The 15,329-nt window shown below is 70.9% G+C and carries 16 protein-coding genes; 8 read left to right on the top strand and 8 right to left on the bottom strand.

The window, feature by feature from the left end; translation table 11 throughout:
* Positions 1-63: 63 nt before the first annotated feature.
* From AC067M_RS02050 to AC067M_RS02040, 3 genes are all read left to right on the top strand, one after another.
* The gene (locus AC067M_RS02050) at positions 64-1,359 is read left to right on the top strand and encodes a multidrug effflux MFS transporter (RefSeq protein WP_478695022.1); all 1,296 of its coding nucleotides are present in this window, start codon (positions 64-66) and stop codon (positions 1,357-1,359) included.
* On the top strand, positions 1,311-2,489 hold the full coding sequence (locus AC067M_RS02045) for a serine hydrolase domain-containing protein (protein ID WP_478695021.1): 1,179 nt from the start codon (positions 1,311-1,313) through the stop codon (positions 2,487-2,489). Before AC067M_RS02050 ends, AC067M_RS02045 begins: the two co-directional genes overlap by 49 nt.
* Positions 2,490-2,574: 85 nt before the next feature.
* Positions 2,575-3,552 (top strand): small ribosomal subunit Rsm22 family protein, encoded by a 978-nt coding sequence (locus tag AC067M_RS02040; RefSeq protein ID WP_478695020.1) that lies wholly within the window; start codon positions 2,575-2,577, stop codon positions 3,550-3,552.
* Positions 3,553-3,561: 9 nt separating this feature from the next.
* On the opposite strand, the gene AC067M_RS02035 is transcribed toward AC067M_RS02040, so the two are convergent.
* On the bottom strand, positions 3,562-3,714 hold the full coding sequence (locus tag AC067M_RS02035; protein ID WP_478695347.1) for a DUF6243 family protein: 153 nt from the start codon (positions 3,712-3,714) through the stop codon (positions 3,562-3,564).
* Positions 3,715-3,845: 131 nt separating this feature from the next.
* On the opposite strand from AC067M_RS02035, the gene AC067M_RS02030 reads away from it, so the two are divergent.
* Entirely contained in the window at positions 3,846-4,472 is a 627-nt protein-coding gene (locus tag AC067M_RS02030; RefSeq protein ID WP_478695019.1) for a TetR/AcrR family transcriptional regulator, read from the top strand.
* Between the two features lie 184 nt (positions 4,473-4,656).
* Positions 4,657-5,394 (top strand): bifunctional DNA primase/polymerase, encoded by a 738-nt coding sequence (locus AC067M_RS02025; protein WP_478695018.1) that lies wholly within the window; start codon positions 4,657-4,659, stop codon positions 5,392-5,394.
* An 18-nt stretch (positions 5,395-5,412) separates the two neighbouring features.
* Here AC067M_RS02025 and AC067M_RS02020 read toward each other — a convergent pair whose 3' ends face one another.
* Genes AC067M_RS02020 through efeO form a run of 4 tightly spaced genes read right to left on the bottom strand, consistent with a single transcriptional unit; the run spans position 5,413 to position 9,673 of the window.
* Positions 5,413-6,414 (bottom strand): SCO2278 family lipoprotein, encoded by a 1,002-nt coding sequence (locus AC067M_RS02020; protein WP_478695017.1) that lies wholly within the window; start codon positions 6,412-6,414, stop codon positions 5,413-5,415.
* Positions 6,374-7,246: an iron uptake transporter permease EfeU gene (gene efeU, locus AC067M_RS02015; protein WP_478695016.1), complete on the bottom strand. Its 873-nt coding sequence runs from the start codon at positions 7,244-7,246 to the stop codon at positions 6,374-6,376. Before efeU ends, AC067M_RS02020 begins: the two co-directional genes overlap by 41 nt.
* Before the next feature lie 3 nt (positions 7,247-7,249).
* A complete protein-coding gene (gene efeB / locus AC067M_RS02010; protein WP_478695015.1) occupies positions 7,250-8,503 on the bottom strand; it encodes an iron uptake transporter deferrochelatase/peroxidase subunit in 1,254 nt (417 codons plus the stop codon).
* Positions 8,504-8,521: 18 nt separating this feature from the next.
* On the bottom strand, positions 8,522-9,673 hold the full coding sequence (gene efeO, locus AC067M_RS02005) for an iron uptake system protein EfeO (protein WP_478695014.1): 1,152 nt from the start codon (positions 9,671-9,673) through the stop codon (positions 8,522-8,524).
* Between the two features lie 300 nt (positions 9,674-9,973).
* On the opposite strand from efeO, the gene AC067M_RS02000 reads away from it, so the two are divergent.
* Positions 9,974-10,618: a PhzF family phenazine biosynthesis protein gene (locus AC067M_RS02000; protein ID WP_478695013.1), complete on the top strand. Its 645-nt coding sequence runs from the start codon at positions 9,974-9,976 to the stop codon at positions 10,616-10,618.
* Positions 10,619-10,699: 81 nt separating this feature from the next.
* Here AC067M_RS02000 and map read toward each other — a convergent pair whose 3' ends face one another.
* Positions 10,700-11,557, bottom strand: coding sequence for a type I methionyl aminopeptidase (gene map / locus AC067M_RS01995; protein ID WP_478695012.1), 858 nt, complete (start codon positions 11,555-11,557; stop codon positions 10,700-10,702).
* Between the two features lie 222 nt (positions 11,558-11,779).
* On the opposite strand from map, the gene AC067M_RS01990 reads away from it, so the two are divergent.
* The gene (locus AC067M_RS01990) at positions 11,780-12,010 is read left to right on the top strand and encodes a hypothetical protein (RefSeq protein WP_478695011.1); all 231 of its coding nucleotides are present in this window, start codon (positions 11,780-11,782) and stop codon (positions 12,008-12,010) included.
* A gap of 50 nt (positions 12,011-12,060) precedes the next feature.
* Here the strand turns inward: AC067M_RS01990 and AC067M_RS01985 are convergent, their stop codons facing one another.
* Positions 12,061-13,377 carry an MFS transporter gene (locus AC067M_RS01985; protein WP_478695010.1) on the bottom strand — a complete coding sequence of 439 codons (1,317 nt, stop codon included), beginning with the start codon at positions 13,375-13,377 and terminating at the stop codon, positions 12,061-12,063.
* Between the two features lie 94 nt (positions 13,378-13,471).
* Positions 13,472-14,065: a hypothetical protein gene (locus AC067M_RS01980; protein WP_478695009.1), complete on the bottom strand. Its 594-nt coding sequence runs from the start codon at positions 14,063-14,065 to the stop codon at positions 13,472-13,474.
* A 79-nt stretch (positions 14,066-14,144) separates the two neighbouring features.
* On the opposite strand from AC067M_RS01980, the gene AC067M_RS01975 reads away from it, so the two are divergent.
* Positions 14,145-15,317: a sialidase family protein gene (locus tag AC067M_RS01975; protein WP_478695008.1), complete on the top strand. Its 1,173-nt coding sequence runs from the start codon at positions 14,145-14,147 to the stop codon at positions 15,315-15,317.
* The last annotated feature ends 12 nt before the right edge of the window (positions 15,318-15,329 follow it).

Genomic DNA, 15,329 nt, shown 5'->3' with positions numbered 1-15,329 from the left:
ACCACAGGCATTCTGTACGAGCTGAGAGCATAGGGGGCGGATCACCGGGAGAGGGAGGGCCACATGCCGGAAGCCGAGGCGTCGACGACGAGCGCGTCGCAGACGGCCGACGCGAAGACCGAGCCGTCCGCACGCGCCGCACGCGGCACCGGTCTGCTCGTCACCTTCGTCCTCGGCGGGCTCACCGCCACGCCCCCGCTGGCGATGGACATGTACCTCCCGGCCCTGCCCGAGGTCACCCGCGCCCTGCACGCGCCCGCCGCGACCGTCCAGCTCACGCTCACCGCCTGCCTGGCCGGCATGGCCCTGGGGCAACTGGTGGTCGGGCCGATGAGCGACAAGTGGGGCCGCCGGCGCCCCTTGCTGACCGGCCTCGCCGTCTACGTCCTCGCGACCGTCCTGTGCGTGCTCGCGCCGAGCGTCGAGTCCCTGGTCGCCTTCCGGCTGGCGCAGGGGCTCGGAGGCGCCGCCGGGATCGTCATCGCCCGGGCCGTCGTACGCGACCTGTACGACGGTGTGGTGATGGCCCGCTTCTTCTCCAACCTCATGCTGATCTCCGGCGTCGCCCCGATCGTGGCGCCCCTCATCGGCGGACAGATCCTGCGCGTGACGGACTGGCGGGGCGTGTTCGTGGTCCTGACGGTCGTCGGTGGGCTGCTGGCCGGGTTGGTGTGGGCGCGGCTCCCCGAGACTCTCGCGGTGGGGGAGCGGCACTCCGGCGGTGTCGGGGAGGCTTTGCGCTCCATGCGACGGCTCCTCGCCGACCTGCCCTTCACCGGCTACATGCTCGCCGGCGGCTTCGCCTTCGCCGCGCTCTTCGCCTACATATCGGCCTCCCCGTTCGTCATCCAGGAGATCTACGGCGCCTCCCCACAGACCTTCAGCCTGCTGTTCGGCCTGAACTCGGTCGGACTGGTCGCCGTCGGCCAGCTCAACGGCAAGGTGCTGGTCGGCCGGGTACGCCTGGACAAGGTGATGGCGGTGGGGCTCGGGATCGTCATCCTGGCCGCGACGGCGCTGCTGCTGATGGCCGTCGGTGTCTTCGGAGAAGTCGGGCTGGCCCCTGTCGCCGCCGCGCTGTTCGTGCTGATGTCCGCGATGGGCCTCACCCTGCCCAACGCCCAGACCCTCGCCCTCCTGCGCACCCGGCACTCCGCAGGTTCCGCTTCGGCCCTTCTGGGTACGTCCTCCTTCCTCATCGGGGCCGTCGCCTCCCCGCTCGTCGGGGTCGCCGGGGAGCACACCGCCGTCCCGATGGCCGTCGTCCAACTGGCGGCAGGGGTGGTGGCGCTGGGGTGCTTCGGGGGAATGTGCCGTCCCTGGAAGACCGGCGCGGGCGTGGAGGGAGTGGGCAGCTGAGCGCACCGAGACTGCGCAACGACACACCGGAGCGGGCCGGGCTCGACCCGGAGGAGCTGCGGCTGCTGGTCCGTGAGGTCCATGACCTCACCGCCGGGGAGCCGCCCTGGGCGCCGGGCGCCGTCGTGGTCGCCGGGCGCGGACCGGTGATCGCGGTGGAGGAGGCGGCGGGCTGGGCGGTGCGGTACGCGCGCTACGACCCGGAGGCGGGCAGGGGAGTGGAACTGCCACGCCGGGCCTGGGTGCCGATGACCGTCGACACTCCGTTCGACCTGGCCTCCCTGACCAAGCTGTTCACGTCGGTCGCCGCCGTGCAGCAACTCGAGCGCGGCACGCTGGGGATCGACGCGCGGGTAGGGGCCTATCTGCCCGACTTCCGCGCGGTCGTCGAGCACGGCATCACCGTACGGCAGCTGCTGACCCACACCTCCGGGCTGCGGCCCGAGCTGCCGCTGTACGACGGCCCGGACGACGCGGCGCGGCTGGAGATGCTGCGGAGGGAGGCGCCGGTGCGGGAGCCGGGTTCCTCGTACCTCTACTCCGACCTGAACATGCTGCTGCTCCAGCACCTGCTGGAACGCCTCACCGGGCGCACCCTCGACGTTCTCGTGCACGACGGGATCACCCGGCCGCTGGGCATGACGTCGACGAGGTTCGATCCCTGCCCCGGCGCGGCGGCGACCGAGGACCAGCGGCGGCCGTGGGCCAAGGCGGACCGGGGGATGCTGCGCGGTGTCGTCCACGACGAGAACGCCTGGGCGCTGGGCGGGGTGGCCGGGCACGCCGGCCTCTTCTCGACGGGGCGTGATCTCGCGGTCTTCTGCCGTACGTTGCTGGCGGGCGGTTCCTACGGGCCCGCCCGCATCCTCGGCCCCGACTTCGTGGAGCTGATGCTGACCCCGCCGGGGTTCGGCTTCGCCATCGACCAACCGTGGTTCATGGGTGAGCTGGCGGGGCGGGGGGCCGCCGGGCATACGGGGTTCACGGGGACGTCCCTGGTTCTGGACCCGGCGACGGACACGTTCCTGGTGCTGCTGACCAACAGGGTTCATCCGCACCGGGGGGTGCCGGACAGCGGGCCCAGGGCGGCGGCGGGGACCCGGGTGGGGCGGGCGGTCCGGGGGGCTTGAGTCGGCTCGCGTGGGTGGGCGCCGCCCCGGCGGATGCGCACCCGCAGGTCTGCGGGGCTGCGAGAATCGGGGGGTGAACGTTTCCGTGTCTGCTGCCGAGAGTCTGCGTGGGGCCCTTGCCGGGCTGCTTGACGGGGTTCCGCCCAGGCAGGCCGCCGGGGCCGTGGAGCGGCTCATCGCCCACTATCGCGGTGCCACGCCCACCGACGCGCCGATTCTGCGGGACCGGGCCGATGTGGCCGCCTACGCCGCCTATCGGATGCCGGCCACCTTCGAGGCGGTGCGGGCCGCGCTGGAGGCGTTCGCGGAGGCCGTGCCCGGGTGGGTGCCGGGCAGCCATGTGGACGTCGGGGGTGGGACGGGGGCCGCGACCTGGGCGGTCAGCGCCGTCTGGGGCGGGGAGCGGCCCGTGACCGTGCTCGACTGGGCCGAGCCCGCGCTCGCCCTCGGGCGGGAGATCGCCGGCGCCCATCCGGCGCTGAGTGATGTGCGGTGGCAGCGTGCCCGTATCGGGTCGGGGCTCAGCCTCGACAGTGCCGACCTCGTCACCGTTTCGTACGTTCTCAATGAGCTCACCGAGGCCGACCGGGGCGCCCTCGTCGATGCTGTCGCAGGTGCCGGACAGACCGTTGTGATCGTCGAGGCCGGCACTCCTGACGGCTACGCCCGGGTGATCGAGGCGCGGGACCGGCTGATCGGCGCCGGCTTCCGCGTCGCAGCGCCCTGCCCGCACAGTGCCGCCTGTCCCATCGTGCCCGGCGCCGACTGGTGTCACTTCTCTGCCCGGGTCAGCCGTTCCTCGCTGCATCGGCAGGTCAAGGGTGGTTCCCTCGCCTACGAGGACGAGAAGTTCAGTTACGTTGCCGCCAGCCGGGTGCCCGTGACTCCGGCCACCGCCCGCGTGGTCCGGCGGCCGCAGATTCGTAAGGGGCAGGTTCTTCTTGACCTGTGCGAGCTTGATGAGCAGTTGACGAGGGCGACCGTCACCAAGCGCCACGGTGATCTTTACAAGGCGGCCAGGGACGCCGACTGGGGCGATCCCTGGCCGCCGGCCGGGCGTTGACTCCGGCGTTCACTGCTGGTTCTCGCGTCCTTCCCGGAGTTTGCGCAGCAGTTCCCGTTTCTGGGCCTGGGGGTCGGTGGCGCCGCCTGTGCGGCCGTTCCTGCCGCCGCCCCTGAGCGCCTTGCGGCCGAGGTTCTTCCGAGTGCCGCCGACACCCAGCATGTTTCCGTTTCCGCCTCGCGTCATCACGGTCTCCCTTCACCGAGACAGATGACGAGACGTATCGTCTCGTCTTGCTCCGTCATCACTATCCGGCGAGACGTTCCGTCTTGTCAACCTGATAGGTTCGCACCATGGCCGCTCAGAAGTCCGCTCCCGACACCGCCCGCCGCAGCGAGAGGTCCCGCCGCGCCATCTATGACGCCGCGCTCGAACTCGTCGTGGAGGTCGGCTATCCGAAGACCACGATCGAGGGAATCGCCGCCCGCGCCGGCGTAGGCAAGCAGACGATCTACCGCTGGTGGGGGTCGAAGGCCGACGTCCTGCTGGAGGCGTTCCTGGACCTCAGTGAACAGGCGGCGCGGGACGCGGGGGCGTCGGAGCAGGAGCCGTACGTCATCCCGGACACCGGCGATCTCGCCGCCGACATCAAGGCCGTGTTGCGGGCCACCGTCGACCAGTTGACGGATCCCCGGTTCGAGGCGCCCTCCCGGGCCCTGGCCGCCGAGGGCGTGGTCAACGAACAGGTCGGCCGCGAGTTCACGGCCAAACTCATGGAACCGTCCCTCCAGCTCTACGTCGACCGCCTGCGCTCCGCCCAGGAAGCCGGCCAGGTCCGCCCCGACATCGACCCGCGCATCGCCCTCGAGTTCTTCATCTCCCCGCTGGCTCAGCGCTGGCTCCAGTACACGGGTCCGATCTCGTACGAGTACACCGACACCCTCGTCGACTACGCGCTGCACGGTCTCGCCCCGCGCTGACCGGCCGCTCGCCCCGCGCTGACCGGCCGCCACATCACGGCAAAACGGCCGATGTGAGTCCCCGGTATGTCTTGTCTCACTCACCCCGGATGTCGGCTCCGGCCCCCAGGAGCGCAGGATGGTGGGACCATGGAGCATGCTGTCCGCACCACAGCGAGGCGACCACAGCGAGGCGAGGGGATAGATGAGCGCGGAGTTCGGCGGCCGAACCGGCCGACAGGGCAAACTCTCCCAGTGGCTGCGGGGACGCCGCCCCAAGGAGGTCACCGGCGACGGTGGTCGTGAGGCCCTGCTGGTCGCCGCCGCCGAGGCGGGGCTTCCGCTCGCGCCCGCCGCGTATCCGGCGCCCGGGTATCGGTGTTCGTGTGACCGCGTCGGCTGTCCCACCCCCGCACGGCACCCGGTGTCGTTCGCCTGGCAGACGCAGTCCACCACCGACCGTGCCCAGATCGAGCGTTGGGCTCGTCACCAGCCCCAGGCCAACTTCATCACCGCCACCGGCATGGTGCACGACGTGCTCGACGTGCCCCTGGAAGCGGGGCGGGAGGCGCTGGAGCGGCTGCTCGGGGCGGGGGTAGAGGTCGGGCCGGTCGCCGAGAGCGACGACGGCCGGATGCTGTTCTTCACCTTGACCCGTGGTACGCCCGAGGACGAGGACGAGTGGTGGCCGTGTGAGTTGGACTGCCACCCCGAGACGATGGACGAGCATCCCGGGCTGCGCTGGCACTGCCGGGGCTCCTACGTACTCGTACCACCGGCGCGGTTGCCCGGTGACGACGGGGCGAGCGTGCACTGGGTGCGCGGGCTCGAACACCCGCTGCCTGACCCGCTGAGCCTGCTCGAAGTCCTCACCGACGCCGGTGCCCGACACGCCGGTCAGGAGTCCGACCAGGTGAGCGCGGGCTGGCCCCTGCGGCACTGAAAACCGCTCAGGGCCCTGCTATTCGCCCTGTGCGCCCGTCAGTCCCTCGATGCGGCCCAGCACCGACACCTTGCCGCCGTCGTACTCCCTGCCCGGGTCCAGGGCCACCTCGTTGGAGATGAACTCCATCGTGAGGGACTGCTTGATCTCGCCCTTCGTCAGCGCCCGCACGTTCTGGTTCGGCGTGGGGACCGACGTGCCCGAAGCGGCCGTCTGCTTGACGTAGTGGTGCGTGGTGAAGAACACCAGCGCGCCACCGTCCTTCGTGCGCAATGCCAGGGGCGCGTAGTCGCCGCTCGTCAGCGGCTCGTCGATGTACTGCGTCGCCATGCCGGGCTTGGCGGCGTTCTTCCTCCGCTCCGCCCGCCACGCGCTGGTGTGCGTGCCGTTCGCGAAGGTGCTTCCGCCGTTCTTGAGGTAGGTCGCGTAGTCGTCGCTCAGGTTCTTCGGGGCGACGGCGAGTTGTGTGGAGTCCGCCGGCACGGCCTCGGCCCAGCCTTCCGCGTCCGTCTTGAACTCCGGCACGGCGTCGGGGGCCACCAGGGTCAGGTACGACACCTGCCAGGGCTCGGACAGGTCGTTGCGCATGAACACCAGCAACCAGCGGGCGTTGCCGCCCTTGTTGGCCTTGGTGTCGGCGACGAACCAGCGCGGCCAGCCCGCCTTCTTGGGGATCGTGTACGTCGCGTCCGACAACACCAGAGGGGCGTGCGCCGCGTTGCCGTTCGGGCTGGTGGCGTTGCCCGCCTTCAGCCGGGCCCCGTCGATGTCCCCGAGCGCCCCGGTGGTGTAGTCGGCGTCCAGGGAACTGTCGTAGGCCTTGTCGGCCGCGTTGTACGCGTTCGTGAACTGCTTCAGTGCCTTGGCGGCCTCGGCCCGCGTGGTGGCCGGGATTACCTCGCGCTCCCCGTGCACCACCACGCAGCCGCTCGACGTCAGCGACAAAGCGGTCAGTGAGACCGCTATGAGTGCGTTCCGGTTACGCCTGCGGAGCCTTAGAGGGCTGCGATCCCTGGTCATCAGGTGACTTCACCTTCCCCTTCCCGGAGGCGAACCCTACCGGGGCGAGGAAGATCGCGAGCGTCGGGATCAGGTACAGCAGCCACACCGTGACCTGGAGCACGGTCGGATCCGCCTGGAAGTTGAAGACGCCCTTCAGCAGGGTGCCGTACCAACTGTCCGGCGGAATCGTGCCGGTGATGTCGAAGGCCTTGTCGGTCAGGCCCGGGATCCAGTCGGCCTCCTGGAGGTCGTGGAAGCCGTACGCCAGCACACCGGCCGCGATCACGACCAGCATGCCGCCGGTCCACGTGAAGAACTTCGCCAGGTCGATGCGCAGGGCGCCCCGGTAGAACAGCCAGCCCAGGAGGACGGCCGTGGCCAGGCCCAGGGCGACGCCGACCAGCGGGCGCGGGGTGCCGTCGCTCGCCGCGTGCACCGACACCCACACGAACAGGGACGTCTCCAGACCCTCACGGCCCACCGCGAGGAACGCCGTCGCCACCAGGGCGCCCGTGCCCATGCTCAGTGCCGCGTCCAGCTTGCCGTGCAGCTCGGACTTCAGGTGCCGGGCGGTGCGCCGCATCCAGAACACCATCCACGTCACCAGGCCCACCGCGAGGATCGACAGCGAGCCGCCGAGTGCCTCCTGCGCCTTGAACGTCAGCTCCTGGGAGCCGAATTCGAGGGCGCAGCCGAACCCGAGAGCCAGCGCGACGGCGACGCCGATGCCGATCCAGATGGGCTTGACGGCGTCCCGGCGGTCCGTCTTGACCAGGTAGGCGATGAGGATGCAGACCACGAGGCTGGCCTCGAGGCCCTCGCGCAGACCGATCAGGTAGTTGGAGAACACGGGCTAGGCCTCCTTGGAGAACAGCGCGCGTCCCCACCAGTCGTCCTTGTCGCGGACGCCGGGCGGGACCGCGAAGACCGCCGAACCCACGTGCTGGATGTACTCGTTGAGCGCGTCGGTGGCCAGGTTGCGCTGCACCTGGATGAACCCCTTGCGCACATCCCTCTGGTACGCCAGGAAGAACAGGCCCGCCTCCAGGCGGCCCAGGCCGTCCGTGCCGTCGGTGAAGGAGTAGCCGCGGCGCAGGAGCGTCGCCCCGTGGTTGGCGTCGGGGTGCGCGAGCCGCACGTGCGCGTCGGGCTTCATCGCCTTCAGGAACGGTTCGTCACGCTCCTTGGCCTTGCCTACGGGTGCGCCCTCGCCCTTGTCGCGGCCGAAGATGTCCTCCTGCTCCTGCAGGGAGGTGCGGTCCCAGGTCTCGATGTGCATGCGGATGCGGCGGGCGACGAGGTAGGAGCCGCCGGTCATCCACTGAGGGCCGTCCTTCTCGTCCACCCAGACGTGCTTCTTCAGGCGGTCCGTCTCCGTGCCCGCGATGTTGCGGGTGCCGTCCTTGAAGCCCATGAGGTTGCGCGGGGTCTGCGCGTCGGGGGTCGTGGACGACGTCTTGCCGAAGCCGAGCTGCGACCAGCGGATGACGACCTTGCCGAAGCCGATGCGGGCGAGGTTGCGGATGGCGTGCACCGCGACCTGGGGGTCGTCCGCGCACGCCTGCACGCACAGGTCGCCGCCGCTGCGGTTCTTGTCGAGGTTGTCGCCGGCGAACTTCGGCAGGTCGACGAGGGCCTCGGGACGCTGGTCGGCCAGGTCGAACTTCCCGAAGAGGGACGGCCCGAAGCCGACGGTGAGGGTCAGCCGCGAAGGCTTCAGGCCCAGCGCCTCACCGGTGTCGTCCGGCGGGGCCTCCGCCAGGCCGCCGTACGCGCCCTCGCCGACCGCGTGCCCGGCGGTCATGCGCCGGGCCGCCTCGGTCCAGTCCTTCAGCAGCTGGACGAACTCGGCCCGGTCGTCGGTGGTCACGTCGAACGCGGCGAAGTGCAGCCGGTCCTGCACGGGCGTGGAGATGCCCGCCTGGTGCGCGCCGTGGAAGGCGACGGCGGCACCCGCCTCGGCACCGGCCGGGTCGACGTCGTTGCCGGTACGGGTCATCGCGACCGCCCCGCCGGCCGCGGCGGCGCCGAGCGCGAGCCCGGCACCGCCCCAGCCGATCAGCGCGCGGCGGGAGGGCGTGGGGGATGTGCTGTCGGTGTCCGTCATGGTCGAGCCCCCTGTTTTCTACTTCGCGACGCTGGCGGCGAGCTTGGACAGCGGCTCCGCGAGGGCGTTGACCGCGTCCGACAGCTCCTTCTGGTCGGCCTTGCCGACCTTGTCGTACGAGGTGAAGTCGTACGACGACTTGTCCGCGCGGTACTTGTCGAGCAGCGTGTTCAGCGTGCCGAACTGCTTGTCCAGCTCGGTGGTCAGCGCCTTGTCGTTCTCCTGCGCGACCGGCTTGAGCAGCTCGTACGCCTTCTGCGCGCCCTCGACGTTGGCCTTGAAGTCGACCAGGTCGGTGTGCGAGTAGCGCTCCTCCTCGCCGGTGACCTTGCCGGTGGCGACCTCGTCCAGCAGCTCCTTGGCGCCGTTGGCCATGGAGGTCGGGGTGATGTCGGCCTTGCCGACCCGCTCCTGCCAGTCCTTGAGGTCGGTGATCAGCTGGCCGGCGAGCTGCTTCTCGCGGTCGCCGATCTTCTTGTCCTGCCAGAGGGCCTTCTCCAGGCGGTGCCAGCCGGTCCAGTCCTTGGCCGGGTCCTGGCCCTCCTCCAGGCCGTCCTCGCGGACGTCGACCTTGGGGTCGATGTCGCCGAAGGACTCCGCGACGGGCTCGGTGCGCTCCCAGCCGATACGGGAAGGGGCGTAGGCCTTCTTGGCGGCCTCCAGGTCGCCGTCCTTGACCGCCTTGGCGAAGGTCTCGGCCAGTGGCAGCGTCTCGTCGGCCTGGGCCTGCACGTAGGTGCGGTACGCGGCGACGGCCTTGTCCAGGCGCGGGTCGCGCTTGGCGGCCTTGCCGCCGGTGACCGTGAGGGTCTGGCGGATGCCGTCACCCTTCATGCCCGGCTTGCAGGCGATCTCGTACGCGCCGGCCTTGACCTCGGCGGTGACGCGCTGCTTGGTGCCGGCGCCGATGTTCTCGCGCTCGGTGACGACGCGGTCGTCCGGGAAGAGGACGTAGACCTCGGTGACCTTGGAGCCCTTGTTCTCGATGTTGAGCTCTATGTGCCCGGCGGGCACTTCCTTCTTCGACGTCTCGCACTTGTCGTCGGTGGCGGTCACGCTGATCACGTGGTCGCCGTCCTTCGCGCTGCTCTTCTCGGTGCAGCCCGTGACGGCGGTCAGGGCCGCCGCGGTGGCGGCGGCGGTGACGACGGACAGTCTGACGGCACGCATGCAGGGCTCCCAGCGGCTGGCTCAAAAATGACGTGACAGAGCTCACGAAGGTTGGTGAGGCTCGCCTAACTTATCTGAGGCTTACCTGTGCGATACCCCTGCGTGCCGTGATTCACCTCTCATAGACGCTGTAAGAGCGCGAGATGATCACGGGAGTGCAAAACAGATGCCATGGGAAGGTCAAAGGAGATCCAAAGATCGCGATGCGGAATGATCAGGGCGGCACCCGAACGGAGGGGGGAAGCCCCTCGACCGGCTGCCCGACCGTGAACGTGGCCCGGGCAATGTTTCAATGCGCGGGTGACTGACTACGACGTGCTCCGCGTCTTCTGCGCGCCGAACGGCGGCTACGGCAACGAACTGGGCGTTGTCCGTGACGGCTCGACGGTGCCGGAGCGGAGTGAGCGGCAGGCCCTGGCGGCCAAACTCGGCTTCAGTGAGACGGTGTTCGTGGACGACCCCGAGCGCGGGATCGTCGACATCTACACGCCGGGCCTGCGCCTGTCCTTCGCCGGACATCCCTGCGTCGGTGCGGCATGGCTGCTCGACGTCCCCGAACTGGTCACACCGGCCGGTGTCGTGGGCGCCCGCCAGGACGGGGAGTTCAGCTGGATCGAGGCGCGCGCGGAGTGGGCGCCGCCGCGCACCCTGCGGCAGTACGCCACCGCCGCCGAGGTCGACGCCCTGCCCGTCCCGCCGCCCGGTGAGTGGATCTACGCCTGGGCCTGGGAGGACGAGCCCGCCGGCCGGATCCGCGCCCGCGCCTTCCCCGGCCGGGACGACGGCATCGAGGAGGACGAGGCGACAGGCGCGGCCGCCATGCTCCTCACCGATCAGCTGGGGCGGGCCCTCAACATCACGCAGGGGGCCGGGTCGCAGATCCTCACCGCGCCGCAGCCCTACGGCTGGGTGGAGGTCGGCGGGCGCGTCTTCCTGGAACGCTAGCCGGACCGGCCCGCCCCCCTTACGCCGACAGGCGCAACGGCTCGCCCGACGCCCGGAAGACCTCGATGTCGAAGGCGGCGGCTACGGCAGCGTCAGGATCTCCGCGCCCGTCTCCGTCACCACCAGCGTGTGCTCGAACTGGGCCGTCCGCTTACGGTCCTTCGTGACGACCGTCCACCCGTCGTCCCACATGTCGTACTCGTGCGTCCCGAGCGTCAGCATCGGCTCGATCGTGAACGTCATCCCCGGCTGGATGACCGTCGTCGCGTGCGGGCTGTCGTAGTGCGGGATGATCAGCCCGGAGTGGAAGGACGAGTTGATGCCGTGCCCGGTGAAGTCCCGCACCACGCCGTAGCCGAAGCGCTTGGCGTACGACTCGATGACCCGGCCGATGATGTTGATCTGCCGGCCCGGCTTGACCGCCTTGATCGCCCGGTTGAGCGACTCCCGGGTCCGCTCCACCAGCAGTCGCGACTCCTCGTCGACGTCACCCACGAGGTACGTCGCGTTGTTGTCGCCGTGCACCCCGCCGATGTACGCCGTCACGTCCAGGTTGATGATGTCGCCGTCGCGGAGCACCGTGGAGTCCGGGATGCCGTGGCAGATGACCTCGTTGAGCGAGGTGCACAGCGACTTCGGGAAGCCGCGGTAGCCCAGCGTCGACGGGTAGGCGCCGTGGTCGCACATGAACTCGTGCGCCACCTTGTCCAGTTGGTCGGTGGTGACGCCCGGCGCGATCAGCTTCGCGGCCTCGGCCATCGCCTGCGCGGCGATCCGGCCGGCGACCCGCATCGCCTCGATCGTCTCGGGGGTCTGCACCTCCGGCCCGGTGTACGGCGTCGGCGCGGGCTTGCCGACGTACTCGGGGCGGCGGATGTTTCCGGGCACGGAACGGATGGGGGACAGCTCCCCTGGGATGAGCAGCGACTGGCCAGACATGCCAGCGAGTCTAGTGCTGTGACCGGAAAGGTTTGCCGGGAAGCTCGCGGCGTCCGGTGCGGTGCCTCGCAAGGCGGAGCATGACCCGCGTACTGGATGTACTCGGGTGATGCGACAACGCGGCGAGGTGCCGTGCCGGGCGTCGCGAGCCGGTGAACCTTTCCGGTCGCAGCACTAGCGAGCGGGTATGGGGGAACATGTCGGTGGCGAGAGGAGCTGGTCATGTCCCTGTTCAAGAAGCGGACGGTCGGTAAGCCGGGCGAGTGGTACTACTGCCTGGAGCACAAGAAGGTCGAGGAGGGGCCGGAGTGCCCCGCCAAGGACCGCTTCGGTCCGTACGCCTCCCGTCCGGAGGCCGAACACGCGATGGAGAGCGCCCGCGAGCGCAACCTCCAGTGGGAGAACGACCCCAAGTGGCACGACGCGCCCGCGGGTGACCGCCGCGAGGACTGATCACACGGCGCGGGCGGCGGCGGGATCACACGCGGGCGGCGGGCGCGGGATCACGCGGGGGCCGCGGGGGTCGCCGCCTCGCGCTGTTCGCGCAGCCGCACCGCGTGCTCGTTCGTCCGTACGTCGTACGTCATCAGCTTCGGCAGGCACAGCGCCAGCAGCCCCACCGCGCCCACGCACAGCAGCCCGCCCGACCACACGGACGTCCGTACGCCCCGCCAGGCGGCCATGCCGCCCACCCAGACCTGCCCGAGCTGCGGTCCCACCGAGTACGACAGCAGCTCGATCCCGGCGAGTCGGCCGCGCAGCTCGTCCGGGATCGTCTGGTTCCACATGGCCCCGCGGAAGATGCCGCTGACCATGTCGAAGCCGCCGCCGAGGGTGAGGAACAGCAGTACGAGCCAGACGTTCCCGCAGACACCGGCGGCGGCGATGGCCACGCCCCACAGCGCGGCCGAGACGACCACGATCCGCCCGTGCCGGTGGACCCGTGAGGTCCAGCCGCTGGTCAGGCTCACCAGCAGCGCGCCGGCCGGGACCGACGCGTACATCAGGCCGAGCGACCACTCGGCGTCCAGGTCGTCCGCGAGGAACGGCAGCACGGCGAGCGGCATGGCGAACAGCATCGCCACGATGTCGATGACGTAGGTGCCGAGGAGCTCCTTGCGGCTCCAGGCGTACCGGGCGCCCTCGGCGATGGACTTCAGGGACGGTTTCGCGGCCTCGTGGGAGGCGGGGGAGGGGGTGAGACGGACGCCGATCGCCACGGAGACGAAGAAGGTGACGAAATCCGCGGCGTACGCCCAGCCCAGCCCCGCGTAGGCGACGACCACGCCCGCGAGCGCGGGGCCCGCGACGCCGCCGACCTGCCAGCGCAGCGAGTTCAGGGAGGCCGCGGCGGGCAGGTGCTCGTGGGCCACGATCCTCGGCATCAGCGAGTCGAGGGCGGGGCGCTGCACGGACGCCAGGGCGGAGGACAGGGCGGCGACGACGTACAGCGGCCAGAGGGCGGGGCTCGGCGCGACCGCGTTGACCAGCAGCACCAGGGCCAGCAGCCCCTGTCCGGCCTCCGTCCACAGGATCAGCTTCCGCTTGTCCCAGGCGTCGGCCAGCGCGCCGCCGTACAGCCCGAACACGATCAGCGGCACGAGCTCCACCGCCCCGATCGCCCCCACCGCGGCGGCCGACCCGGTCAGTTCCTTGATCTGCACCGGCAGCGCGACGAACGTCAGGAAGCTCCCGAAGTTCGTGATCACCCCCGCCACCCACAGCCGCCGGAAGTCGGCGGAGGCCCGCCAGGGGGCGAGATCGGGGAGCAGCGCGCGCAGTCCGGAGGGGGCGGGGGAGGCAGCGGGTTCGTCGGTCACGAGGGGCCATCGTCGAGGGAGGGGCGACCGGGAGCAATCGCTTTTCCCGCGACAGGCTCCGCGAGGCGGGAAACCGGCCAGCTCCGGAAACGGCTCACCAGCGGGCAGGTGGCGGGGCCGTCAGCAGTTCCGCCAGCCGGGACAGGCGGTCCTTGAAGCCCCGCGCGGCGGGACGCGCGTTCTCGCCGGCCGCCGCACTCACCAGGTGCTGCACGGTGTCGAGGTCCAGCTCCGCCCCGTCCGGCACCGCGAGCGCCTCGTGGGCCATGCCGGCCAGCTCGGCCTCACCGGGGCCGAGAGCCAGCACGGTCACCCCGGCGCGGCGGGCGTCGTGCACCCGCTGCAGCAGGGGAGCGGCGGGCCCCCGCGGAGCCACCACCAGCAGCGTCTCTCCCCGCCGGGCCGCCTCGATCCGCCCGGGCCCGACCGCGAGGTGCGCGGGGTCCGAGGGGCGCGCTTCATGCCGTACGAGCGTGGGCGTGAGCTCCGGCGTACCCGACCAGGCGGCCTCGTCCGTCAGATGTGCCGCCAGATGCCACGGTTCGTACTCCGGCGTCCCCACGAGCAGCAGGCCACCCCCGTGGGACACCACAGACCCGCGTAACGCCCCGGCGAACCGCCGCGTGGCCCCCAGCCACTCCGTCCCGGCGAGCACCTCACGCAGCAACGCGACTCGTACGGCGTCCATGCGCCCGCATACTGCCGTAATCGGCCACCGTTGACCCCGCGTTCACCCCGAATTCGCCCGACATGGGGAGGGCCCGCCCATGACCGAGGCACCTGAGGCATCCACGTCCGAGGCCCCCACGTCCGACGCGTCCGTCCCCTTCCGCGCAGGCCGCGAGGGGTACGCGAGCTTCCGGATCCCGGCCGTCGTCGCCACCCTCCCCCACTCTCGACGTCGCTCGAGCGGGGGGACCCTCATCGGAACCCTGCTCGCCTTCTGCGAGGGCAGGGTCGACTCCCGGAACGACTTCGGCCACATCGACATCGTCCTGAAACGGTCCACCGACGGCGGCCGCACCTGGGGCCCGCTCCAGGTCGCCGCCGAGAACGGCGACGCCCTCGCGGGCAACCCCGCCCCCGTGGTCCTCGACACCGGCCGGATCCTGCTCGTGCACGTCCGTAACGCGGCCCTCGCCACCGAGGAGGCCATCCGGCGCGGTGCGGTCGGCCCGGCCGACGGCCGCCGCGTGTGGGTGCGGCACAGCGACGACGACGGGCTCACCTGGTCGGCTCCGAGAGAGATCACCCCGCAGGTGAAGCGCGAGGAATGGCGCTGGTACGCCACCACCCCCGGCCACGCCATCCAGTTGAGCACCGGCCGGATCGTCGTCCCCGCCAACCACTCCCTCCCCCCGACCGGCGAGGACAACGGCACCCAGGGCCGCTACAACGGCGGTCACTGCCTGCTCAGCGACGACCGGGGCGAGACCTGGAGCATCGGCTACGTCGACGACAACCCCGACAACTACATCAACGCCAACGAGACCACCGCCGCCGAACTCCCCGACGGCCGCGTCTATTTCAACACCCGCAACGACACGGGTAGTTCCCGCCCGCCCGCTCCGACGGCACCGGGCACCCGCGCCGACGCCCACTCCGAGGACGGCGGCCGCACCCTTGCCCGGCCCTTCCGCCCGCAGGCCGGCCTGACCGCCCCCGTGTGCCAGGCGAGCGTCCTGCAACTGAGCGACCCCGACCTGCTCCTCTACTCCGGCCCCGCCGACCCCGGCTTCCGCGCCCTGATGACCCTGCGCGTCTCCACCGACGGCGGCACCACCTGGCGCCCGGCGTTCACGGTGGACGGCCTGCCCGCCGCCTACTCCGACCTCGTGCGCGTCGACGCGGACAACGTCGGACTGCTCTACGAGACCGGCGACTTCGGCGCGTACGAGACGATCACCTTCCGGCGGGTGCCCGTGAGCCGCCTCACCTGAGCGGAAGGGCGC

Source organism: Streptomyces sp. NPDC043427 (genome assembly GCF_056436655.1).
The sequence above is the reverse complement of the archived record's forward strand: the minus strand, read 5'-3'. Positions and strand labels throughout refer to the sequence as shown.

Coding starts and splice junctions, on each gene's coding strand:
- AC067M_RS01980 (WP_478695009.1), bottom strand. CDS start 14,065: ATGGACGCCGTACGAGTCGCGTTGCTGCGTGAGGTGCTCGCCGGGACG.
- efeO (WP_478695014.1), bottom strand. CDS start 9,673: ATGCGTGCCGTCAGACTGTCCGTCGTCACCGCCGCCGCCACCGCGGCG.
- map (WP_478695012.1), bottom strand. CDS start 11,557: ATGTCTGGCCAGTCGCTGCTCATCCCAGGGGAGCTGTCCCCCATCCGT.
- AC067M_RS02020 (WP_478695017.1), bottom strand. CDS start 6,414: ATGACCAGGGATCGCAGCCCTCTAAGGCTCCGCAGGCGTAACCGGAAC.
- AC067M_RS02025 (WP_478695018.1), top strand. CDS start 4,657: ATGAGCGCGGAGTTCGGCGGCCGAACCGGCCGACAGGGCAAACTCTCC.
- efeB (WP_478695015.1), bottom strand. CDS start 8,503: ATGACGGACACCGACAGCACATCCCCCACGCCCTCCCGCCGCGCGCTG.
- AC067M_RS02035 (WP_478695347.1), bottom strand. CDS start 3,714: ATGCTGGGTGTCGGCGGCACTCGGAAGAACCTCGGCCGCAAGGCGCTC.
- AC067M_RS02050 (WP_478695022.1), top strand. CDS start 64: ATGCCGGAAGCCGAGGCGTCGACGACGAGCGCGTCGCAGACGGCCGAC.
- AC067M_RS01990 (WP_478695011.1), top strand. CDS start 11,780: ATGTCCCTGTTCAAGAAGCGGACGGTCGGTAAGCCGGGCGAGTGGTAC.
- AC067M_RS02030 (WP_478695019.1), top strand. CDS start 3,846: ATGGCCGCTCAGAAGTCCGCTCCCGACACCGCCCGCCGCAGCGAGAGG.
- AC067M_RS01975 (WP_478695008.1), top strand. CDS start 14,145: ATGACCGAGGCACCTGAGGCATCCACGTCCGAGGCCCCCACGTCCGAC.